This window comes from Nonomuraea marmarensis, from assembly GCF_043197025.1.
GTDB lineage: Bacteria > Actinomycetota > Actinomycetes > Streptosporangiales > Streptosporangiaceae > Nonomuraea > Nonomuraea marmarensis.
Genome location: NZ_JBICRM010000010.1, coordinates 112,555 through 133,563, shown reverse-complemented (window position 1 = coordinate 133,563; position 21,009 = coordinate 112,555). Strand labels below are relative to the sequence as shown.

Annotated in this window: 19 protein-coding genes; 13 read left to right on the top strand and 6 right to left on the bottom strand. The window is 71.1% G+C overall.

What is annotated here, in order from left to right; all coding sequences use genetic code 11:
• Positions 1 to 25 precede the first annotated feature (25 nt).
• Both ACFLIM_RS18780 and ACFLIM_RS18775 read left to right on the top strand, forming a co-directional pair.
• Positions 26 to 292 carry a DUF6504 family protein gene (locus ACFLIM_RS18780; protein WP_393167069.1) on the top strand — a complete coding sequence of 89 codons (267 nt, stop codon included), beginning with the start codon at positions 26 to 28 and terminating at the stop codon, positions 290 to 292.
• Positions 292 to 3,918, top strand: a complete 3,627-nt coding sequence (locus ACFLIM_RS18775; RefSeq protein ID WP_393167067.1) for a DNA polymerase III subunit alpha — start codon at positions 292 to 294, stop codon at positions 3,916 to 3,918. Before ACFLIM_RS18780 ends, ACFLIM_RS18775 begins: the two co-directional genes overlap by 1 nt.
• On the opposite strand, the gene ACFLIM_RS18770 is transcribed toward ACFLIM_RS18775, so the two are convergent.
• Both ACFLIM_RS18770 and ACFLIM_RS18765 read right to left on the bottom strand, forming a co-directional pair.
• Positions 3,915 to 4,619 carry a DUF4328 domain-containing protein gene (locus ACFLIM_RS18770; protein WP_393167065.1) on the bottom strand — a complete coding sequence of 235 codons (705 nt, stop codon included), beginning with the start codon at positions 4,617 to 4,619 and terminating at the stop codon, positions 3,915 to 3,917. The two genes, ACFLIM_RS18775 and ACFLIM_RS18770, sit on opposite strands and share 4 nt — an antisense overlap.
• A 67-nt stretch (positions 4,620 to 4,686) precedes the next feature.
• A complete protein-coding gene (locus tag ACFLIM_RS18765; RefSeq protein ID WP_393167063.1) occupies positions 4,687 to 5,334 on the bottom strand; it encodes a response regulator in 648 nt (215 codons plus the stop codon).
• A 92-nt stretch (positions 5,335 to 5,426) separates the two neighbouring features.
• Between ACFLIM_RS18765 and ACFLIM_RS18760 the strand changes: the two genes are divergently transcribed.
• Positions 5,427 to 6,107 (top strand): ABC transporter ATP-binding protein, encoded by a 681-nt coding sequence (locus ACFLIM_RS18760; protein ID WP_393167061.1) that lies wholly within the window; start codon positions 5,427 to 5,429, stop codon positions 6,105 to 6,107.
• Complete coding sequence (locus tag ACFLIM_RS18755) at positions 6,104 to 8,062, top strand: FtsX-like permease family protein (RefSeq protein ID WP_393167059.1); 1,959 nt, start codon at positions 6,104 to 6,106, stop codon at positions 8,060 to 8,062. The genes ACFLIM_RS18760 and ACFLIM_RS18755 overlap by 4 nt, the downstream gene beginning before the upstream one ends.
• A 4-nt stretch (positions 8,063 to 8,066) precedes the next feature.
• Here ACFLIM_RS18755 and ACFLIM_RS18750 read toward each other — a convergent pair whose 3' ends face one another.
• Positions 8,067 to 9,068: an LLM class F420-dependent oxidoreductase gene (locus tag ACFLIM_RS18750; RefSeq protein WP_393167057.1), complete on the bottom strand. Its 1,002-nt coding sequence runs from the start codon at positions 9,066 to 9,068 to the stop codon at positions 8,067 to 8,069.
• Positions 9,069 to 9,156: 88 nt separating this feature from the next.
• On the opposite strand from ACFLIM_RS18750, the gene ACFLIM_RS18745 reads away from it, so the two are divergent.
• Positions 9,157 to 10,599, top strand: coding sequence for a sulfatase family protein (locus ACFLIM_RS18745; protein ID WP_393167056.1), 1,443 nt, complete (start codon positions 9,157 to 9,159; stop codon positions 10,597 to 10,599).
• On the opposite strand, the gene ACFLIM_RS18740 is transcribed toward ACFLIM_RS18745, so the two are convergent.
• The gene (locus tag ACFLIM_RS18740; protein WP_393167054.1) at positions 10,593 to 11,294 is read right to left on the bottom strand and encodes a FadR/GntR family transcriptional regulator; all 702 of its coding nucleotides are present in this window, start codon (positions 11,292 to 11,294) and stop codon (positions 10,593 to 10,595) included. The two genes, ACFLIM_RS18745 and ACFLIM_RS18740, sit on opposite strands and share 7 nt — an antisense overlap.
• Before the next feature lie 81 nt (positions 11,295 to 11,375).
• Here ACFLIM_RS18740 and ACFLIM_RS18735 point away from each other — a divergent pair, with 81 nt between their 5' ends.
• From ACFLIM_RS18735 to ACFLIM_RS18725, 3 genes are read left to right on the top strand one after another with little or no spacing between them, the layout of a single operon-like run.
• Positions 11,376 to 12,107, top strand: a complete 732-nt coding sequence (locus ACFLIM_RS18735; protein WP_393167052.1) for a (Fe-S)-binding protein — start codon at positions 11,376 to 11,378, stop codon at positions 12,105 to 12,107.
• Entirely contained in the window at positions 12,104 to 13,549 is a 1,446-nt protein-coding gene (locus ACFLIM_RS18730) for a lactate utilization protein B (protein WP_393167050.1), read from the top strand. The genes ACFLIM_RS18735 and ACFLIM_RS18730 overlap by 4 nt, the downstream gene beginning before the upstream one ends.
• Positions 13,550 to 13,573: 24 nt before the next feature.
• Entirely contained in the window at positions 13,574 to 14,131 is a 558-nt protein-coding gene (locus tag ACFLIM_RS18725; RefSeq protein ID WP_393167048.1) for a LutC/YkgG family protein, read from the top strand.
• Here the strand turns inward: ACFLIM_RS18725 and ACFLIM_RS18720 are convergent.
• Together ACFLIM_RS18720 and ACFLIM_RS18715 are read right to left on the bottom strand one after the other, a co-directional pair.
• A complete protein-coding gene (locus ACFLIM_RS18720; protein WP_393167046.1) occupies positions 14,121 to 15,134 on the bottom strand; it encodes a baeRF2 domain-containing protein in 1,014 nt (337 codons plus the stop codon). The two genes, ACFLIM_RS18725 and ACFLIM_RS18720, sit on opposite strands and share 11 nt — an antisense overlap.
• A 3-nt stretch (positions 15,135 to 15,137) precedes the next feature.
• Positions 15,138 to 15,548, bottom strand: coding sequence for a DUF2795 domain-containing protein (locus ACFLIM_RS18715; RefSeq protein ID WP_393167044.1), 411 nt, complete (start codon positions 15,546 to 15,548; stop codon positions 15,138 to 15,140).
• A 58-nt stretch (positions 15,549 to 15,606) separates the two neighbouring features.
• Between ACFLIM_RS18715 and ACFLIM_RS18710 the strand changes: the two genes are divergently transcribed.
• The 5 genes from ACFLIM_RS18710 to speB all read left to right on the top strand — a co-directional run bounded on the left by ACFLIM_RS18710 (position 15,607) and on the right by speB (position 21,001).
• The gene (locus tag ACFLIM_RS18710; RefSeq protein WP_393167042.1) at positions 15,607 to 16,686 is read left to right on the top strand and encodes a GNAT family N-acetyltransferase; all 1,080 of its coding nucleotides are present in this window, start codon (positions 15,607 to 15,609) and stop codon (positions 16,684 to 16,686) included.
• Between the two features lie 80 nt (positions 16,687 to 16,766).
• Complete coding sequence (gene cbiE / locus ACFLIM_RS18705; protein ID WP_393167040.1) at positions 16,767 to 17,942, top strand: precorrin-6y C5,15-methyltransferase (decarboxylating) subunit CbiE; 1,176 nt, start codon at positions 16,767 to 16,769, stop codon at positions 17,940 to 17,942.
• A 70-nt stretch (positions 17,943 to 18,012) separates the two neighbouring features.
• A complete protein-coding gene (locus tag ACFLIM_RS18700) occupies positions 18,013 to 18,858 on the top strand; it encodes a sirohydrochlorin chelatase (protein WP_393167038.1) in 846 nt (281 codons plus the stop codon).
• Between the two features lie 25 nt (positions 18,859 to 18,883).
• Complete coding sequence (gene cobT, locus ACFLIM_RS18695; RefSeq protein WP_393167036.1) at positions 18,884 to 19,963, top strand: nicotinate-nucleotide--dimethylbenzimidazole phosphoribosyltransferase; 1,080 nt, start codon at positions 18,884 to 18,886, stop codon at positions 19,961 to 19,963.
• A gap of 39 nt (positions 19,964 to 20,002) precedes the next feature.
• Positions 20,003 to 21,001 carry an agmatinase gene (gene speB, locus ACFLIM_RS18690; protein WP_393167034.1) on the top strand — a complete coding sequence of 333 codons (999 nt, stop codon included), beginning with the start codon at positions 20,003 to 20,005 and terminating at the stop codon, positions 20,999 to 21,001.
• Positions 21,002 to 21,009 lie beyond the last annotated feature (8 nt).

The window sequence follows — 21,009 nt, the reverse complement described above, 5'->3', positions numbered from 1 at the left end:
GACCAGAGCCGCGGGGAGAAGCGTCTTGAGCAGACTCTATGGCGATCCGATAGAGGTGTGGACCAGGGACGGGGAGCCGACCCAGTTCGTCTGGCGCGACCGGCTCTATATCGTCCGCCGCGTGCTCGACCACTGGGTGGTCGCGCGCGAGTGGTGGAAGACCAGCGAGGGCGATCCGGGTGAGCGCCAGTTCTGGCGGGTGGAGGCCAGCCCCGGGCGCGAGGTGGGTTCGTACGAGCTGCGTTACGACACCGCCAGCAACGGCTGGCTGCTGCTGCGGGCGTGGGACTGATGGCGCCCCCGTTCCCGCACCTCAACATGTGCTCCGCGTACTCCATGCGCTACGGCACCGCCTTCCCGCGGACGCTGGTGAGCCGGGCGGCCGAGCATGGCATGGACATCCTGGCGCTGACCGACCGCGACGGGCTCTACGGCGCGATCAAGCACGCGCAGGCGTGCGCGGAGGCCGGGATCTCTCCGGTCTTCGGCGTGAACCTGGCGCTCGACGTCCCCGCCTCGGCCTTCACCCCGGTTCCGGGGATCCGGACGCCGCGCCCCAGGACCGGGCCGAACGCCGAGGACCGCGTCACGGTGCTGGCCCGTGGCAAGGGCTGGTCCCGCCTGTGCCGCCTGGTCACGGCCGCCCACTATGCGGGCGAGCGCGGCGCTCCCAAGGTGACCCGCGAGCTGGTCGGCCAGTGGGCCGGCGGGCCGGGCGGCGATCATGGGTTCGGCGCCGAGGACGGGCTCGTGGTGCTGCTCGGCCCCAGGTCGGACGTGGGCCGCGCGGTGGCCGAGCGGCGCGACGAGCACGCCAGGACGCTGCTCGGCCTGTGGCGGGCCGCGGTGCCCGGCGTGGTGATCGAGCTGGTCGACCAGTACGGCTTCCGCGACGCCATCACGGCCGTGCGCATGCTCGGCCTGGCCGAGTCCATGGGCGTGCCCGCCGTGCTGACCAACGCGGCGCGCTACCTGGACCCGGCCGACCACCAGGTCGGCGACGTGCTCGACGCGGCCCGCCAGCTCGTCCCGCTGCACCCGCGCCACCTGGACCGCACCACCTCGCACGCCTACCTCAAGAGCACCAAGGAGATGTGGCAGGTGGCGGCCAAGGTCTGCGGCGCGGACCAGGAGCGGGTGGCGCGGTTGTTGTTCACCACCAGGCGGCTGGCGGAGGCGTGCTCGATGGAGCCGGTCGAACTGCTCGCGCTCAAGACCGGTAACTGGCATCTGCCCGAGATCGGCCGCGACCCGGTGCCGCTGCTGCGCCACCGCGCCGAGGACGGGCTGATCTCGCGCGGCCTCAACCGCTCGGACGACGCCAGGGAACGCCTCCAGGCCGAGCTGTCCATCATCGAGCAGAAGCGCCTGTCCGGATATTTCATAGCCGTGGCCGGCATCACGGACATGATCCGCGGCATGGGCATCCGCTGCGCCATCCGCGGCTCGGGAGCGGGCAGCCTGGTCAACTACCTCATCGGCATCGGCGAGGTGAACCCCCTCGACCACGGCCTGCTCATGGAACGCTTCCTCTCCGAGGGCCGCATCGGGCTGCCCGACATCGACGTGGACGTGGAGTCGGCCCGCAGGCTCGACTGCTACAAGGCCATCTTCGACCAGTACGGCGAAGCGCGCGTGGCCTGCGTGTCCATGATGGAGACCTACCGGGCACGCAGCGCCATTCGCGACGTCGCCGGAGCGATGGGCCTGCCTCCGCACGAAATCGACGCCATCGCGAAGGCGTTCCCGCACATCAGGGCCAGGCAGATCACCGCGTCGCTGAGCGACCTGCCGGAGCTGCGCGAGAGCCGGCTCGGCGAGGCGGGGCTCGACCGGGTGTTCCGGCTGGCGGAGAAGCTCGACGGGCTGCCCAGGCACATCGCGCTGCACCCGTGCGGCGTGCTGATCGGCAACTCGGGGCTGCGCGACCGGACGCCGGTGGAACGCAGCCTGCTGGAGTTCCCGATGTCGCAGTTCGACAAGGACGACGTGGAGGAGGCCGGGCTGCTCAAGCTCGACGTGCTGGGCGTGCGCATGCAGTCGGCCCTGGCGTACGCGCTGGGCGAGATCAAGCGCGTGGACGACGTTGTGGTCGAGCTGGACATCCAGCAGGGCGACGACCACCCGGACGTCCAACCAAATGTTCAGTACGTCCCGCACGACGATCAGGAGACCTACGACATGATCTGCGCCAGCCGCACCCTCGGCTGCTTCCAGATCGAGTCGCCTGGCCAGCGGGAGCTGGTGGCCAAGCTGGAGCCGCGCACGATGCACGACCTGATCGTGGACATCTCACTGTTCAGGCCGGGTCCGGTCAACTCCGACATGGTCACCCCCTACCTGGAGGCCAGGCACGGGTGGCGGCAGCCGTACTATCCGCACGAGGGGCTGCGGGACGCGCTGAAGGAGACGCACGGCGTCGTGGTGTTCCACGAGCAGGTGCTGAGGATCATCGAGGTGATGACGGGGCGGGACCTGTCGTTCGCCGAGAAGCTGCGGCGCACGCTGGACACGCCGGAGGGGCGGCAGCGGGTACGCAGGACGTTCGTCCCCATGGCCAAGGCCAACGGGTTCGACGACGCGGCCGTGGAGCGGGCGTGGCAGGTGCTGGACGCGTTCGGGGCGTTCGGGTTCTGCAAGGCGCACGCGGCGGCGTTCGCGCTGCCCACGTACCAGTCGGCCTGGCTCAAGCGGCATCACGCGGCGGCGTTCTTCGCGGGGGTGCTCACGCACGAGCCCGGCATGTACCCGCCGCGCGTCATCATCGACGAGGCCAGGCAGTGCGGGATCAAGATCCTGCCGCTCGACATCAACAAGTCGGGCAAGGACTGGCGGGTGGAACGGCTCGGGCTGCGCGTACGTCCTTCCGCGCTGGAAGGCCCTCAGCCGCGGCGGGAGTTCAAGATCGAGGAGATCGGCAAGGGGTACGCGTTGCGGGTGCCGTTCTCGGCGATCAAGGGGGTGAGCGAGGCGGAGGTCGAACGCATGGTGGCCGGGCAGCCGTACACGTCGCTGGCCGACTTCTGGGACCGCGCCCGCCCCTCGCGGCCCACGATCGAGCGGATCGTCCAGGTCGGCGGCCTGGACGCGCTGCACGACCTGCACCCCGGCGGGCCACGGTGGCGTCCTGGCGAGCTGACCCGCCGCGACCTGATCGCCCAGGTGGGGGCGCTCGACCGGGCCTCGGCGATCGGCGTCCGGGCGGGCCCGCGCAAGTCCAGGCGCTACACCGCCCGCCCCTCCCCGGTGGACCAGCCGTCCGTGCAGCTCCCACTGGGCTTCAGCGAGCATCTCCCGCCCGGGGAGCTGCCGGAGATGACGGAGACGGAGATGGTCGAGGCCGAGCTGGAGATCCTGGGCATCGACATCAGCCGGCACATCATCAGCTTCCACGACGAGCTGCTCGACGCCATCGGAGTGGTACGTTCCAGAGATCTCCTCGCGCAACGCAACGGCGCGAAGATCCTGGTCGCCGGGGTCAAGGTGGCGACCCAGACCCCGGCCGTGCGCTCGGGCCAGCGGGTCATCTTCACCACGCTCGACGACTCGACGGGGCCGATCGACCTGACGTTCTTCGAGTCGGTGCAGGGGCGGTGCGCGTCGACCGTGTTCGGCTCGTGGCTCATGCTGGCCAGGGGAGTGGTCCGGCGCACGGGCACGCGGGCGGTGTCGATGCGCGCGGTGGACTGCTGGAACCTGACGGACCTGGACGCGCTCTGGCGCTCCCAGGGCATCGAGGCGGTCCGCGCCCACCTCGCCCGGGCGCCGGAGGAGCTCGCGGGGGTCGGCGGCGGCAAGATCGAGTACGCCAACGGCTTCCGCCTCTCGCCCTACGCCGACCTCGGCCCGGCCATCGCGAACCCGCCCCGGCAACTCTGGCACGCCAGCCAGGGCAGCTCAGGCCCGACAGCGGCCTAACCGGTGCGGCCGATCGGGGTGGAGCCCGGGGTCGGGTGAGGTGGTTGCGACGCGAAGGTGTGTATCGTGCCGGGCTCCTCGGCGCGGGCCGAGTGGGAGTCGCACTGCAGCCGCGTCAGCTCGCGTACGGTGGCGGCGCACAGCAGGGCGGCCACCCCCGAGCAGCCCAGCTCCAGCACCCCCACCCCCGTCAGGTCGCCCTCGGAGGAGTCGAGCGGGAGCCGGATCATGATCAGCGCGAGCGTGGTCAGCCAGCTCAGCCACCACCCCGCCAGCAGCCCGAGCCACCGCGCGCGTTGCCCGGCGGGCGGCCTGGTGCCGCGCCACACCTCGTCCACCAGCACCGCGGGCGCCACCAGGTTGACGAACGGGATCAGCCAGGCGGCGGCGACCGGGCCTGAGGCGGCCGAGCGGTCGTTGGCCTGCCTGGCTCGCACCAGCCAGGTCACGTAGGCGGCCGCGGCCGCGATCGAGGTGCCCGCCACCAGCATCATCAGCACGGCGAACACCGTCACCGCCCCCACCACCGCCTCCGCGTCGGCCCCCTGGGGCCGGCCGCCGAACGCGGCGAGCTGGGCGGCCAGGTGGCGGCCGCGGGAATGCTCGAAGATCACGAGGGCGCCGAGGGAGAGGACCTGCGCGGCAAGCGTCACATATACGGCAGAGGCGGCTCTAGTAGGCGGTGCCTGTGTGTAGCGCACGTTGTTCTCCCCCCGGGCCATGCGCTGAGGTTCTGATTCACTTCTATCCCGGGAGCCCCGCAGTTAATCAGCTCACCACGCCGGATTCCCACGCCCAAGCTGCGATTTCAACTCGATTTCGGACACCGAGTTTGGCCTGGATACTGCCAAGGTGTGTCTTGACCGTGGAAAGTGACACGAACAGCTCGCCGGCCACTTCCTGGTTGGTCCGCCCCCTGGCCACCAGGCGCACGACGTCCAGCTCGCGATCGGTCAGCGGGTCGTTCGGCGGCAGCGCGGTCCGCCGGGGCTGGGCGAGGTGCTGCAGCAGCCGCACGGTCACCGACGGCGACACCAGCGCGTCGCCCGCCGCGGCCGCCCTGACCGCCTCGATCAGCAGCGTGGGCCCGCTGTCCTTGAGCAGGAACCCGGTCGCCCCGGAGCGCAGGGCTCCGTAGACGTACTCGTCCAGGTCGAACGTGGTGACGATGACCACCCGCAGCGGCTTCTCCACTCCCGGCCCGGCCAGTGCCCGGGTCACTTCGAGCCCGTCGAGCTTGGGCATCCTGATGTCGAGCAGGCACACGTCCGGCCTGAGCCGCCTGGCCTCCGACACCGCCTCGGCACCGTCGGCCACCGCGGCCACGACCTCCACGTCCGGTTGTGCGTCCAAAATCATCTGAAAGCCGGTACGCACCAGTTGCTGGTCGTCGGCGATGAGAACCCGAATAGTCACGGTTCCAACTCTAAGGATCAGCCGTTCGGCCGAGGCGGATATGGACTCACGGCCGATCCGCCGCCCCCTGCCCCGCCGAGAGTCTGTACGCCATGAACGACGTGCTTGTTGGACGAGCCCTGACCAAGCGGTTCGGGCAGACGGTCGCCTTGGGCGGCGTGGACATCACGGTACGAGCCGGCGAAGCCGTGGCGATCATGGGCCCGAGCGGTTCCGGCAAGTCGACCCTGCTGCACTGCCTGGCCGGGATCATGAAGCCGGACGCGGGCGAGGTGCACCTGCTCGGCCAGCGCATCGACACGATGCGCGAGCGCCGGCGCAGCGCGCTGCGCCGCACCCGCTTCGGTTTCGTCTTCCAGTTCGGCCAGCTCCTGCCCGAGCTGCCCGCCGAGGAGAACGTGGCACTCCCGCTCATGCTGGGCGGCGTGCCCAGGGCCCTGGCGGTACGGCAGGCCCGCGAGTGGTTCGCGCCACTCGGCCTGCACGCCATGGAGGCCAGGCGGCCGGGGGAGCTGTCCGGCGGCCAGGCCCAGCGGGTGGCCATCGCCAGGGCACTGGTGAGCAAGCCGGCCGTGGTGTTCGCCGACGAGCCCACGGGGGCGCTCGACCAGCAGACCGGGCACGACACGATGCGGCTGCTCGTGGAGGCGACCAGGCACAACGGCGCCTCCCTGATCGTCGTCACGCACGACCCGAACGTGGCCTCCTGGTGCGACCACACGGTCGAGGTCCGCGACGGCCGGCTCCTCGCAGCGGGCGGGGTACGCGCGTGAACCTCGACCTGACCTGGCGGCTGCTCAAAGGCGGCGGCCGCAAGGGCATGCTGGGCACCTGGCTCACGCTGGGCGCGGTCGCTGTGTCCACGGCGCTGCTGCTGTTCGCCGTGGCCGTGAACTTCGCCTTCGAGGCAAGGGGCGAGCGCGGCGCCTGGCGCAACCCCGTACCCGCGACTTCAGGGGCGGTCGCGATCGAGGCGGCGCGCTTCGACTACGTCGGCGACCGGGAGATCACCGTTGTCGACCTGGCCGCGCTCAACGGTGACGCGACCGCCGGAGCTCGGCTGCCGGGCCTGCCCCGCTTCCCCGGGCCCGGCGAGGTGTGGTTGTCCCCGGCGCTGGCCGAGCTGGCCAGGCAACTCCCGGCCGACCAGCTCGCCAGGCGCTACCCGGACCCCAAGGGCGTGCTCGGCGACGAGGCGCTGGTCCACCCGGGCGAACTGGTCGCGGTCGTCGGTCACGAGCCGGACGCGCCCGCGATGACGGCGGTTCGCAAGCAGGACTGGATCGTCGGCAAGGGCCCCGCCAAGGTGGCGAGCCTGGCGGGGACGCCGTCGGAGGACTCCGAGGCGTACCGCGCGCTCACGCTCGTCGCGAGCGTGCTCATGGTGGTGCCGCTGCTGGTGTTCGGCGGCGCCGCGGCCAGGCTCACGGTCGCCCGGCGCGACCAGCGGCTGGCCGCCCTCAGGCTGGTCGGCGCGACGCCGGGGCAGGTCATCCGGATGACCGTGGCCGAGGCCGTGCTCGTCGCCCTGGCGGGCGTGCTGCTCGGCGCCGCCGTCTACGCGGCCGCCGCGCCGCTGCTGGCCGGCATCTCGATCGGGGGCGGCCCGTGGTTCGTCGCGGACCTGTTCCCAGGGCCGCTGGTCCTGGCCGCCGTGCTGGTCGCGGTGCCGCTGCTGGTGGGGCTGTCGGCGGTGGCGGGGTTGCGGCGCGTCGTGGTGAGCCCGCTCGGGGTGGCCAAGCGGCAGACGCCGCCCGCCATGCGGTTCGTACGGGTGCTCGCCCTGCTGGCGGTGCTGGCCGCGTTCCCCGTGCTGAGCAGGGGATCCAGCGTCGCGCTCGTCGCCGTGGCGCTCGGCCTGGCGTTCCTGTGCCTCAATCTGGCAGGTCCCTGGGTGGTCGGCCTGATCGGCCGGATCACGGCCGCGAGCGCGCGCAGGCCCGCCCGGCTGCTCGCCGGCCGCCGGCTGGTCGACGATCCGCGCTCCGCCTGGCGGACGGTGAGCGGCGTGGCGCTGACCGGGTTCGTGGCGGGCTTCCTCGGCCTGCTCAACCCCTCGGCGTTCAGCGGCTCTCAGGAGCCTCCCCAGCTGCGGCTCTCCGTGCCGGTCACGCAGGCCACGGCCATCGCCGACCAGGCTCGCGACCGGCTGCGCGAGGCCGGGGTCCGCGCGACGGTGGAGGTCTCCCAGCAGGGACGCTCGGAACGGCTCGTGACCGCGGCTCTCGGCAGCCAGGCCGGCACGGCCGCGATCGACCGGGCGCGCACCGCGCTCGCCGGGCTGGTCCCCGGCCGCACCGCCACGACCGAGGCCGACGACGAGCGCTTCGGCATCCAGATCCTGGCCGACATCCGGGTGGGCACGATCGTGGTGTTGTCGGTGTCGTTCCTGGTGGCCATCGCCAGCTCGGGGATCACGGCCGCGTCGTCGATCCTGGACCGGCGGCAGACGTACGGGCTGCTGCGCCTGGCCGGCACGCCGCTGGAGGTGCTCGACCGGGCCCGCCGCGCGGAGACGCTCATCCCGCTCACGGTGATGGGCGGCGGGGCGATCCTGGCGGGGGTGTTCTGCGCGGTGCCGTTCATGATCGGTGGGATGCAAGCGATCGGTGTGATCACGCTGGTGACCTGCGTGGTCGTCGGCTTCGCCGGGGTGATCGGGGCGGGCGCGCTGAGCAGGCCGCTGCTGAGGTCGGTCACCGCCGACCCCGCGCCGCGCCCCGATTAGCCGGTCAGCCCAGCACCAGGTCGCGGACCAGCTTCAGCGAGGGCTCGTCGCGCGGCCCCATGACCAGCAGGCTCGTGACCGGGCTCTTGCGCCAGAGCTCCAGCCGTTCCTTGATCCGCCCGGGCGGGCCGACGAGCGAGATGCCGTCGGCCAGCTCGTCCGGGATCGCCCGGAACGCCTCGTCCCTGCGCCCGGCCAGGTAGAGCGCCTGGATGTGCTCGGCGGCCTCGGCGTAGCCCATCCTGCCGATGATGTCGGCGTGGAAGTTGCGCTGCTTGGCTCCCATGCCGCCGATGTACAGCGTGAGCATCATCTTCACGCCGTCCAGCGCGGAGCGGACGTCGCCGGAGATCACCACCATCACCATGGCGGCCACGTCGAAGCCCTCGGGAGCGCCCGACAGCGCCCCGCCGTACATCTCCTCGATCTTCTCCGGGAACGCGAACAGCGGCAGCCACCCCTGGGCCAGTTCGGCCGCCAGGGCGACGTTCTTCGGGCCCTCCGCCCCGAGATAGACGGGGATGTCCGGGCGGAGCGGATGCGTGATGAGCTTGAGTGGTTTGCCCAGGCCGCCCGCCAGCGGCAGCGGGTAGTGGTCGCCGTCGCTGGTGACCGGTTCTTCGCGGCGCCAGACCTGTCGCATGATGTCCACGTATTCGCGCGTCCTGGCCAGCGGTTTGGCGAACGGCTGGCCGTACCAGCCCTCCACCACCTGCGGGCCCGAGGCGCCCACACCGAGCAGCAGGCGGCCGCCGGTGAGGTGGTCCAGGGTCATCGCGGTCATCGCCGTCGTGACGGGCGGCCGGGCCGAGAGCTGGGCGATCGAGGTGCCCAGCTTGATGCGGGTCGTGCGGGCGCCGTACCAGGCCAGGGGGGTGAACACGTCACTCCCGTACGCCTCCGCCGTCCATACCGAGTCGTAGCCGAGCCGCTCGGCCGCCAGCACCGATTCTGTCGCGTCGTCGGCGTTGCGCTGCCAGTAGCCGAGGTTCAAGCCGAGCTTCATGTGACACCTCCGGAATTAAGTTCTATTACGGCTGCGGCGGCCGAAAGTGTCAATGGAGGATCTTCCGGGGTAGTCACACTCTGTGCTCATGGGTCTACGTCGTCTCGTCTGCCTGCTGCTCCTTCTGCTGCCGGCGGCCGAGCCCACGATGGCCGAAGGCGTCTCCCGGCCGAACATCGTCCTCATCGCGGCCGACGACCTCGAAACCGGTACGCTGCAGTACTTCCCGAACATCACCCAGGAACTCGTCCGCCAGGGCGCCTCGTTCGACCGGTTCTTCGTGGCCAACTCCTGGTGTTGCCCGTCCAGGGCGTCGATCCTGCGCTCCCAGTACGTCCACAGCCATGGCGTGATGACCAACACCGCGCCGGAAGGCGGCTTCGACCGCTTCCACGCCCTAGGTCTGGAACGTTCCACAGTCGGGACCTGGATGCAGCAGGCCGGATATCGCACGGGGCTCATGGGCAAATACCTCAACCATTATCCGGGGGCGACGGCCGAGGAGACGTTCGTGCCGCCCGGATGGAACGAATGGGACGTGCCGGTGCGCGACCTCTACGAGGAGTACGGCTACCGCCTCAACCAGAACGGCGCCCTGTACGACTACGGCTGGTCGGAGGAGGACTACCTGTCGGACGTGCTGGCCGGCAAGGCCCACGACTTCATCGCCGGGTCGCAGGAGCCGTTCTTCCTGTATCTGGCGCCGATCGGCCCGCACAACCCGGCCAACCCGGCCGTCCGGCACGTGGGAGCCTTCCCGACGGCCATGGCGCCGCGGACACCGTCGTTCAACCAGGACGACGTGAGCGACGAGCCGCTCTGGCTGCGCACCAGGCCCAAGATCCTGCAGCCCGGCCTGGACGAGGTCGACGAGCGCTACCGCGCCAGGCTGCGGGCCATGCTGGGCGTGGACGACCTGGTCGGCTCGGTGGTGCAGGCCCTGCGCGAGTCCGGCAAGCTCGACAACACCTACATCTTCTTCACCTCCGACAACGGCTTCCATCTCGGTACGCACCGGCTCAGGCAGGGCAAGACCACCCCGTTCGAGGAGGCGATCAAGGTCCCGCTCGTGGTCCGCGGCCCCGGCATCAGGCCCGGTTCCACGATCGGCCAGTTGGGGGCCTCGGTGGACCTGGCGCCGACGATCGCCGCGCTGGGCGGGGCCACGGCGCCGCCGTTCGCCGAGGGGCGGTCGCTGGTGCCGCTGCTCAAGGGGAGTCCGCCGGTCAAGGGGAAGCCGCCGGCGCCGTGGCGGCGGAACGTGCTGGTCGAGTTCAGGAGGCCGACCAACCGGGGGTCGGCCGCCCAGACCCCGGTGCCCGCCTATCAGGCGTTGCGTACCGAGCGGTATGCCTATGTCCGGTACGAGACGGGCGAGACGCAGCTCTACGACCTGACCTCGGATCCGTACCAGCTGTACAACCTGGCCGAGAACGCCGATCCCGCGCTGCTGGTCGACCTGGAGCAGCGGCTGCAGGCGATGATGGCCTGCTCGGGGGCCAACTGCAGGGAGGCCGATACCCGTCAATGATCGAACAGCGACGGATACGCGTGCGCCAGGTGGTCGGAGATCGCTCGAGCGGCCTCGCCTGCGTCGCCCCGGTCGATGGCCTGCAGGATGCGCTCGTGGTCGGCTCGCAGGATCGACGTGTCGCCCAGGCGCTCGACCGCTTCGACCGCGTACCTCCGCATCGAGTCCCGTAGCGACCGCATGATGGCGGCGATGAGCCGGTTGCCCGAGGCGTCCGCGATCGCGCAGTGGAAGGCCGTGTCGTGCTCCACGAACTCCTCCGCCGTCTTCGCCCCGTCCATCCCGGAAAGGGCGGCGGCGAGCGCGGAGGTGCCGGCTCGCGCGGAGGCCGCGTGGGCGGCGGCCCACTGCTCGATCATGTGCCGGGTGTCGATGACCTCCCGCAGCTCCAGGCTGGCCAGGCCGAGGTGCAGCCTGAGCAGGTCCGTCAGCGCCGTGTCGGGACGCGCGGTCAGTACGGCCCCCGCGTCCGGACCCCGGCCCACCTGCGAGGAGACCACGCCGAGGGTCTCCAGCACGCGCATGGCCTCGCGTACCGACGAGCGGCTGACGCCGAGCTGCTCGGCGAGCTGGCGTTCGGCGGGCAGCCGGTCGCCCGCGGTCAGGCCGTCCTCGGCGATGCGCCGTTCGATCTGTGCGAGCACGTCCTCGAACGTCCGGGTTCGCTTGACGGGACGCCAGCCGCTGCCGTCCAACGGAGCCTCCCTGGCCGGAAAGAGTGGGATTCGATATGGTCTGACCATACTGTGGTCGGACCATACTTTGGAAGGAGAGCCGTGCGAGTCGCCCTGTTCATCACGTGCGTGAACGACACGCTCTTCCCCGGCACCGGCAAGGCCGTCGTGTCGCTGCTGCGCAGGCTCGGCTGCGACGTGGACTTCCCCGCCGCCCAGACGTGCTGCGGCCAGATGCACGTCAACACCGGCTACCGCGAGGAGGGCGTACGGCTGGCGCGGCACTTCACCGAGGTCTTCGCCGGGTACGACGCCGTCGTCGCGCCGTCGGGGTCGTGTGCGGCCATGGTGCGCGAGCAGTACCCGAAGCTGGCGAAGCCGGGCAGCAGGGGAGCGGCGGCGATCGCCGAGGTCGCGCCGAAGGTCTACGAACTGTCCGAATTTCTGATCGATGTGCTGAAGACCGATGACGTCGGCGCATATTTCCCGCACCGGGTGACATATCACCCAACGTGCCACTCGCTCCGCAGCCTCCACCTGGGCGACCGGCCCACCAGGCTGCTCGCGAACGTCCGCGGGCTGGAGCTGGTGCCGTTGCCCGGAGCGGAGGAATGTTGCGGCTTCGGCGGCACGTTCGCGGTCAAGAACCCGGCCGTCTCCGCGGCGATGGGCGCCGACAAGACTCGCAGCATCCTGGACACGGGCGCCGAAGTGTTGTGCGCGGCGGACAACTCGTGCCTGATGCACATCGGCGGCACGCTGAGCCGCCAGAAGACAGGCGTCAGGACGATGCACCTGGCCGAGATCCTCGCATCCACGGAGGAGGCCCAATGAGCTCGACATTCCTCGGCATGCCCGGAAATTTCCCGCAAAATGCGGCGGAAGCCGTACAGAACTCACAGCTTCGCTACAACCTCCGGAAAGCCACCCACACCATCCGCGACAAGCGAGCCGCCGTCGTCGGCGAGCTGCCCGACTGGCAGGAGCTGCGCGCGGCCGGCAAGGCGATCAAGGACCACACCCTCCACAACCTCGACCGCTACCTGATCCAGGCGGAAGCGGCCGTGACCAGGGCGGGCGGCACGGTGCACTGGGCCAGGAACGCCGCCGAGGCCAACCGCATCGTCGCGGACCTGGTCAAGGCCACCGGCGAGACCGAGGTGGTCAAGGTCAAGTCCATGGCCACCCAGGAGATCGAGCTCAACCAGGCGCTGGCCGAGCAGGGCATCACCGCGTACGAGACCGACCTGGCCGAGCTGATCGTGCAGCTCGGCGACGACTTCCCCAGCCACATCCTGGTCCCGGCGATCCACCGCAACAGGTCGGAGATCCGCGAGATCTTCCTCGACAAGATGCCCAAGGTCTCGCCGGACCTGACCGACGACCCGCCCGCGCTGACCGAAGCGGCCCGGCTCCACCTGCGCGAACGCTTCCTCAAGAGCAAGGTCGCCATCTCCGGCGCCAACTTCATGATCGCCGAGACCGGCACGCTGGTGGTGCTGGAGTCGGAGGGCAACGGCCGCATGTGCCTGACGCTCCCGGAGACGCTCATCAGCGTCGTCGGGATCGAGAAGCTGCTGCCCTCCTGGCGGGATCTGGAGGTGTTCCTCCAGCTCCTGCCGAGAAGCTCCACGGGCGAGCGGATGAATCCCTATACGAGCATGTGGACGGGCGCCGTCGAAGGCCAGGACTTCCACCTGGTCCTGCTCGACAACGGCCGCACCGACGTGCTCGCCGACGAGGTGGGCCGCCAGGCGCTGCGCTGCATCCGCTGCTCGGCCTGCCTGAACGTGTGCCCGGTCTACGAGCGGGCGGGCGGACACGCGTACGGCTCGGTCTATCCAGGACCGATCGGCGCGATCCTCACCCCGCAGCTCAGGGGCATGTCGTCGGAGCTGGACGCCTCGCTGCCGTTCGCCTCCAGCCTGTGCGGCGCCTGCTACGACGCCTGCCCGGTGGCCATCGACATCCCGGAGGTCCTGGTGGACCTGCGGGCCAAGGCCCCGCACGCGGCGGCCGAGCGGGCGGGCATGAAGGTCGTCGGCTGGATACTCAACGACCACGAACGGCTGGCCAAGGCGCAACGCGCGGCCACCCGCCTGCGCAAGCTGGTGCCCAAACGGCTGCCGGGACCGCTGTCGGCGTGGACCGACACCAGGGACCTGCCCGATGTGCCGGAAGAATCCTTCAGAGACTGGTGGGAGCGAACCCGACGCAGCGAGTGGAGTGGAGGCCCGACGGAGGAGGGACTCCGCGGAGCGAGTGAGGAGCGGTGAGCGACCCATGGGGCAGGGAGCGGAATGAGCGCGCGTGAGGAGATCCTCGCCAGGATCGGCAAGGCCGTCGCCGGCGCGGGGGACGTGGAAATTCCGCGGAACTACCGGACGACGCAGCAGGTGGAGGACCTCGTGGGGTTGTTCGCCGAGCGGGTGGACGACTACCGCGCGATCGTGCGGGTGATCCCTGAGGCCGAGGTGCCCGGCAGGATCGCCGAGAGCGTGGGCGAGCGCCGCATGATCGTCCCCGACGGCTTCGACTGGGAAGGGGGCTGGACGGATCTGAACACGGCCGACGGCGTGATCACGAACTGCGCCGTGGCCATCGCGGAGACCGGCACGATCGTCCTGGACCACGGCCCTGGCCAGGGTACGAGGGCGCAGACGCTGGTCCCCGACTACCACCTGTGCGTGGTGCGAGCCGAGCAGATCGTCTCCTGCGTGCCGGAGGCGATCGCCAGGCTCGACCCGTCGCGCCCGCTCACCTGGATCAGCGGCCCGTCGGCCACCAGCGACATCGAGCTGAACCGGGTCGAGGGCGTGCACGGCCCAAGGACGCTGGAAGTGATCATCAGTACCTGAGCACGGCCGCCACGTCGGGGACGCGGTCGGTGAACCACAACTCCGCGTCCGTCATCGCGGCGGCCCTGGCCAGGGCGGAGTCCGAACGCTCCTCGATCGGCTCCTCGACGCCCCAGCGGCGCAGTTCGTCCGGGTCGGTGGCGAGCTGGGTGCCGCCCTCGCCGGTCCACACGCCCTTCGGCAGCTCGCCGGGCGAGAGCACCGCCTGCACCCTGCCCTCGCGCAGGGCGTGCGCGACCCTGGCCATCCCGACCGGTCCTCCGGACTCCTGGTGCCGCTCGATCAGCTGGCTACGCCTGTGGTCGAGCCATTGGTCGAGGGCCCGCTCCACGTCCTCCTCGAACTGCCCGTGGTCCGAGCGGCTGCCATGCTCGACCATCATGACCCGGTCCACGGACTTGGTGCCGAGATGTTGCAGCAGGTACGAGCGCGACTTCGGCTCCCCGGCCACCAGGACCAGCTCCGCGCCGATACGGCGGACCTGCTCGTCGATCTCGTGCGCGACGGCCACCGCGTTCTTCTCCCACGTCTCGTCCACCGCCCGCTCGTACCGCTTCTGCGACCAGCCGCCCTGCGCGGTCTTCTGCAGCGGCCACGAGGCGGCCTCCACGGTGGCCTTGCGCGGCGACCCGCCCGCGAACACCGTCAGCTCCGCCCCCGCGTGATCCACGATGACCCGGATGTGCGGAACGTTCTCGCCGCGCTGCATGAGCATGGGCGTGACGTGCGGCAACGGCGACCACCTGGCCAGCTCGTACGGCGCCCGCGTGAGCGACTCGGCCAGCACCACGTCACCGTGCGTGGCGAACAATGCCCGCCCGGCGGCGGCCTGGGTGGCCTCCTCTTCGAGGGCGTCCAGGGTCCTGGGGTCCACCTTCCGGTCGAGCCGGTCGCGCACGCTGTGCCAGTGGGCCTTCCGCTCCGGCCCGGTGAGCCCGCCCAGGTAGACGGACGCGTACGGGCCGCGCCGCTCGTACAACGGGCGGATGAAGTCGAGCCGCACCGCTCACCACCTCCGCTTTTCCACGCCGAGCCCGAGGGCCTTGGCCACGTCGGCCACGTTCGTGTAGCGGCGTTCTGGGAGGGATTCGACCATGTCGGCCACTTCGTCAGGAGCGGACACACGCTGGGCGTGACGTACCAGATCGTCCTTGGAGGCGGGCCAATGGGCGTCGCTCAGCCATTTGGCGAGATCGCTGCGGACATCGACACCGTGTCGCGTGATGCCCTCCGGGGTGCCCGGCACGTGTCCTGGCGGGTACGACTGCTGCGACTCCTCGCCGGGCGCCGGCATGGCCTCGGGCTGCTTCCATTCCTCGGCGTGCGTGGTGCCGCCGCCGCGTACCAGGCCCTCGGTCTCATGCTTCTGCTGATCGTCCAGGCGGGGGTTGTGCTTGTCGCTCCCACGTTGTTCCATAATCCGCCCCTACCCCCGCTTTCGTGGGCAAACATCGCGAGTGTGTACCCTGCCGAGCGTGTTCGTCCCTGATGTGAGCATCGCCACGGAACGGCTCACGCTCCGGCCGTTCGGCCCGCAGGACGCCGCCAGAATCCGCGCGATCGTGCGGTCCGGCGCCCGGTTCCTGCCGCCCGGCGCGCCCGCCACGGCGTCCGGCATCGTCCAGTGGCTCTCGAATGGCGTGCACGAGCTGCGCCGCTCGGGCCAGGGCCTGCACCTGGCCATGACCGGTGCCGACGGCCTCATCGTGGGCGCCATCAGCCTGTTCAAGACCTCGTGGAGCGCCGGCACGACCGAGGTCGGGTACGGCGTGCACCCCCTCTACCGCGGCCGCGGCTTCGCCACCGAAGCCGTGCGCGGGCTGGTGGACTGGGTGTTCGCGACCACCGAGCTGCGCAGGATCGACCTGACGGCCAACCTGGACAACGTCGCCTCGCTCCGCGTGGCCCAGAAAGCGGGCTTCACCTGGGAAGGCGTGCTCCGTGCCGCCGTCATGGAGGACGACGGCCCGCACGACCTCGTCGTCTTCGGCCTGCTGCGCGGCGACGGCCGCCTGCCCGCCGGCACGCTGCCCAGGACGGAACTGCGTACCCAGCGGCTGCTGCTGCGGCCGCCCACCGTCGCGGACGTCCCCGACCTGGCCGCCACCGGCGCCGACCCCTTCACGCAGGCCAACACGGGCATGCCGCGCGGCTACACGGAGGAGCACGCGCGGGCGTTCATCGACGGCTCCGAACGCAGGCGGATGAGGGGCGCGGGCATCACCTGGACCGTCGAAGAGCTGGAAACCGGCCGCTTCGCCGCGAACGTGGACCTGCGCGACCTCGACTGGAACGACCATACGGCCGAGATCGGCTACATGACCGCCCCATGGGCTCGCGGCAAGGGGTACGCGGGTGAGGCCGTGCTGGCGATCGCGCGCTGGCTGTTCGAGCGGCACGGTTTCGCCCGGCTCCAGCTCCGCGCGAACTTGGCCAACGCGGCTTCCCAGCGGGTGGCGGAGAAGGCGGGCTTCGTCCGCGAGGGCGTCGCCCGGGCCTCGCTCGGCGGCGAGGATCTGATCGTCTACAGCCTCATCCCTTCCGACCTGGCCTGAGGGCACGCCGGACTGACCTTCGTACCCTTTGTGAAACCCCTCCGCAGCCGTCACCCTTGAGATGAGGACGGTGAGGCGCAATGATCACGGTTGTCGGCTGGGACGGACACGAGTTCTCGGCCAGGGCGGTGGCCAAGCTGCACGAGGCCAAGCTCGTCGTGGGTCCCGACTCCATACTCGGGCAGCTCAAGCTCACCGCGCCGACCATGGCCGACGGGTCGCTGCTCGAAACCCTCGACGACCACCTCGAGCACGGCGAAGGCCCCGCGGTCGTGGTCGCGGAGGGCGATCCCGGCTTCTTCGGCGTCGTACGGACTTTGCGGGCGCACGGCCTCAAACCGGCCGTGTTGCCGGCGATCTCGCTGGTCACCCGCGCCTTCGCCCGCGCCGGGCTCAGCTGGGAGGACGCGCTCGTCGTCGCCCCGTCCGGCCCGCGCCAGCTCAACCGGGTGGTGAACGCCTGCCGCGCGCACCCCAAGGTAGCCCTGCTCGTCGCGCCGGGAGTCGGCCCGGGGGAGATCGCCAGGGAGCTGGCGCCGACCACGCCACGCGCTCTGATCGTGTGCGAGGACCTCGGCGGGCCGGACGAGCGGGTCACGCACAGCCGCATGGGCGAGGCCACCACCAGGCCCTGGAAGGACCCCGACGTGGTGCTCGTCCTCGACCCGCTGCACCAGCCCAAGGAGCCGGGCTGGGTGGCCGGCGCCCAGCCGGGTCCGGCCGAGTGGGCGCTGCCGTTCGAGAGCAGGATCCCGGCGGAGGTCAGGGCGTTCATCCTGGCCAAGCTCGGTCCCCGGCTCGGCGACCTGGTCTGGGACGTCGGCGCGGGCGCCGGCGAGATCGCCGTCGAGTGCGCCAGGATGGGCGCGGCCGTGGTGGCCGTCGAACGCGACGAGGAAGCCTGCGCCGAGCTGCGCGCCAACGTCCTCCGGCACGGCGTCAAAGTGGCTCTGACCAGGGGACAGGCGCCGCCCGCGCTGGAGCCGCTGCCCGACCCCGACGCCGTCTACGTGGGCGGCGGTGGCCCCGACGTCGTGGTCGCCTGCGCCGCCCGCGGCCCGCGTTCGCTCGTGTGCGCGGTCAGCAAGGTCGAGCAGGTCTCGGCCGTGCTCGACCGGCTGCGCGAGCAGGGCTACCGCGGCGAGGGCACCCAGATCCTGGCTTCCCGGCTGACGCTCGACCCCGACGGCTCACACCGTCTGACCGCCTCGGATCCCGTTTTCGTGGTGCACGCGACGCCTGCGCACACAGCGTGACCTGTTCCCTACCGGGGCGCATCGGTTATCCTCGCGTGACTTTGTCTACCGCACCGGAGAATCCCTCACAATGAAGCCGCCGCTCCTGCTGATCGGGCAGGGCTCACACGATGACGCCTACGCGGCGGAGTTCGGCAGGTTCGTACACCGGCTCCGCTGCCGGCTCGACCAGACGGGCGCCGACGTCTCCGGCGGCTATCTGGAGCGCGCCACGCCCCGGCTGAGCGAGTCCGTCGCCTCCCTGGTCGCCAGGGGACACCACCGGCTGGTGGCGCTGCCCCTGAGCCTCAGCAGGGTGGGCGAGGAGTTCCCCGCCGCGCTGGCCGAGGAGCAACTGCGCCATCCGACGCTGATGTACGACTACGGCCGCCCGCTCGGGCCCGACCCGCGCGTGCTCGCGCTATTGGCCGAGCGGCTCAACGAGGCCGCCGCCGAGATCTCCAAGCCGCGCGCGCTGGAGCTGGCGGGCGCCAGGCCCAGGCTCCGGGCCGTCGACGCGTTGTCCGTCGAGGACTTCCCCGCGCACGTCGAGCCGGGGGAGACCGCGGTCGTCCTGGTCGGCGAGGGCTCCACGGACGCGGCCGCCAACGCCGAGATCCACCGGGTCTCGCGGCTGTTCTGGGAGACGCACGCCTACGACTTCATGACCGTCGAGACCGCTTTCGTGTCGGTCACCCCTCCCGGCGTGCCCGGCGGGCTCGAACGGTGCCGCCGCCTGGGGGCCAAGCGGGTGATCGTGGTGCCGTACCTGCTGTTCGCGGGCGGTCTGCTGGAGCGCGTGTGGGCGCAGGCGCTCGCGTACGGCGCCGGCCACCCCGATCTCGACATCCGCTGCGCCGAGGTGATCGGCGACTGCGAGACCCTGGCCGACGTCGTGATCGACCGATACGAGGAAGCGCTCCAACTCGTCCCGTAAGTCGTTCCGTATGTGGAGGTTTGCCGTGCTCGCTGAGACGCTCGCCGCGATTCGCCCCGCCGACCCGGTGGCGCTCGCCGAGGCCCGCGCCCACCAGGACCGCCTCACCAAGCCCCGCGGCTCGCTCGGGGCGCTGGAGGACGTCGCGATCCGGCTCGCGGGCGCGGCGGGCGCCAGCCCGCCGCCCATGCCCGAGCCGGCTGCGCTGGCCATCTTCGCGGCCGACCACGGCGTGCACGCCCGCGGCGTCACCCCGTGGCCGCAGGAGGTCACCGTCCAGATGGTGGCGAACTTCCTGGCCGGCGGCGCGGTCGCCAACGCCTTCGCGGTCCAGGCCGGGGTGCCCGTGACCGTGGTGGACGTCGGCGTCGCCGCCGACCTGCCCGACGCCCCCAACCTGGTCAAACGCAAGATCGGGTACGGCACCGCCGACCTGTCGCAAGGCCCCGCGATGACCGTTGACCAGGCCGTCCGAGCGCTGGAGGCCGGCATCCTCGTGGCCCGCGACCTGGTGGCGTCCGGGGCGCGCTGCCTGATCACGGGGGACATGGGCATCGCGAACACCACCGCGTCCGCCGCGCTGATCTCCGTGTTCACCGGCAAGGACCCGGCCGAGGTGACCGGCAGGGGCACGGGGATCGACGACGAGACGTACGAGCACAAGGTGGATGTCGTCCGCGAGGCCGTCCGCGTGAACGGCCTGTCCGGTCTGTCCGCCGGCTTGTCGGCGCCCAGCGAGGCGCTGCGGGCCCTGGCCGCCGTCGGCGGGTTCGAGCACGCGGCCATCGCCGGCTTCATCCTGTGCGGCGCTGCGGCCCGCGTGCCGGTGATCCTCGACGGCGTCATCGCCGGCGCCGCCGCCCTCGTGGCCGCCGCGCTGGACCCCGCCGCGATCGACCACTGCGTCGCGGGCCACCGCTCGGCCGAGCCCGGTCACGCCGCCGCGCTCACCCATCTCGGGCTGCGCCCGCTGGTGGACCTGGAGCTGCGGCTCGGCGAGGGCACCGGCGGCCTGCTGGCGCATCCGCTGGTCTGCGCGGCCGTACGGGTGCTGCATGACGTGGCCACGTTCGATTCGGCGGGAGTGACCGAAAAGCCCGTGTGATGATGGTGGCACTGGAGGTGAGCAGTGTCTCGTTATGGCATGATGTACGGCCCGGACATCACTTTTCTCGGCGTGGAACGTTGCGACGTCAACGAACCGGCGAGCTACGACGGCGCCGATGTGGTGATCATCGGCGCGCCATTCGACGGGGGCACGTCCAACCGGCCTGGTGCCCGGTTCGGCCCGATGGCGCTGCGCCAGGCCTGCTACCTGCCGCACGACGGCTCCAGGCCGAGCCTGGCGTTGCGGGTGGACGCGCTGCGCGACCTGCGGGTGCTGGACGCGGGTGACGTCGAGTGCTACTCGGGCGACGTCGAAGGCGCGCTGGCCGCGATCGAGGAGGCGGTGCATCGCATCGCCGCGTCCGGCGCCGTCCCGCTGGTGCTCGGCGGCGACCACACGGTCGCGCTGCCCGACGCCAGGGGCACGGCCAGGGCGCACGCGGCGGGCCGTACCTCGATGATCCACTTCGACGCGCACGCCGACACCGGGGACATCGCCTTCGGCCACCTGTACGGCCACGGCCAGCCGATGCGGCGGCTCATCGAGTCCGGGGCCATCCGCGGCGACCGGTTCCTGCAGATCGGGTTGCGCGGCTACTGGCCGGAGCCCGAGACGCTGGACTGGATGGCCGCCCAGAACATGCGTTCCTACGAAATGACGGAGATCGTGGCGCGCGGGCTCGAGGAGTGCCTGACGGAGTCGTTCCGGATCGCGCTCGACGACTGCGACCAGATCTTCCTGTCCGTCGACATCGACGTCTGCGATCCGGGGCATGCGCCCGGCACCGGCACGCCCGAGCCCGGCGGGCTCTCGGCCAGGCAACTCCTCGATTCCGTCCGCCGGATCTGCTACGAACTTCCGGTGGCCGGGATGGAGGTCGTCGAGGTGGCGCCGCCGTACGACCATGCGGACATCACAGCCTTCCTCGGAAACCGGGTTATCCTTGAGGCGCTGTCAGCGATGGCCAGACGCCGGAAGGACGATGAGGGCGGGCCTCGCTGGGATCCTCGGCAGCCCCTTCTTGACGGTCGTTAACCCGTGCG

Bases quoted from the DNA above. Each gene is read 5' to 3' on its own strand.
- ACFLIM_RS18775 (WP_393167067.1), top strand. From the start codon at position 292: ATGGCGCCCCCGTTCCCGCACCTCAACATGTGCTCCGCGTACTCCATG.
- ACFLIM_RS18760 (WP_393167061.1), top strand. From the start codon at position 5,427: ATGAACGACGTGCTTGTTGGACGAGCCCTGACCAAGCGGTTCGGGCAG.
- ACFLIM_RS18750 (WP_393167057.1), bottom strand. From the start codon at position 9,068: ATGAAGCTCGGCTTGAACCTCGGCTACTGGCAGCGCAACGCCGACGAC.
- ACFLIM_RS18745 (WP_393167056.1), top strand. From the start codon at position 9,157: ATGGGTCTACGTCGTCTCGTCTGCCTGCTGCTCCTTCTGCTGCCGGCG.
- ACFLIM_RS18730 (WP_393167050.1), top strand. From the start codon at position 12,104: ATGAGCTCGACATTCCTCGGCATGCCCGGAAATTTCCCGCAAAATGCG.
- ACFLIM_RS18725 (WP_393167048.1), top strand. From the start codon at position 13,574: ATGAGCGCGCGTGAGGAGATCCTCGCCAGGATCGGCAAGGCCGTCGCC.
- ACFLIM_RS18715 (WP_393167044.1), bottom strand. From the start codon at position 15,548: ATGGAACAACGTGGGAGCGACAAGCACAACCCCCGCCTGGACGATCAG.
- cbiE (WP_393167040.1), top strand. From the start codon at position 16,767: ATGATCACGGTTGTCGGCTGGGACGGACACGAGTTCTCGGCCAGGGCG.
- ACFLIM_RS18700 (WP_393167038.1), top strand. From the start codon at position 18,013: ATGAAGCCGCCGCTCCTGCTGATCGGGCAGGGCTCACACGATGACGCC.
- speB (WP_393167034.1), top strand. From the start codon at position 20,003: ATGATGTACGGCCCGGACATCACTTTTCTCGGCGTGGAACGTTGCGAC.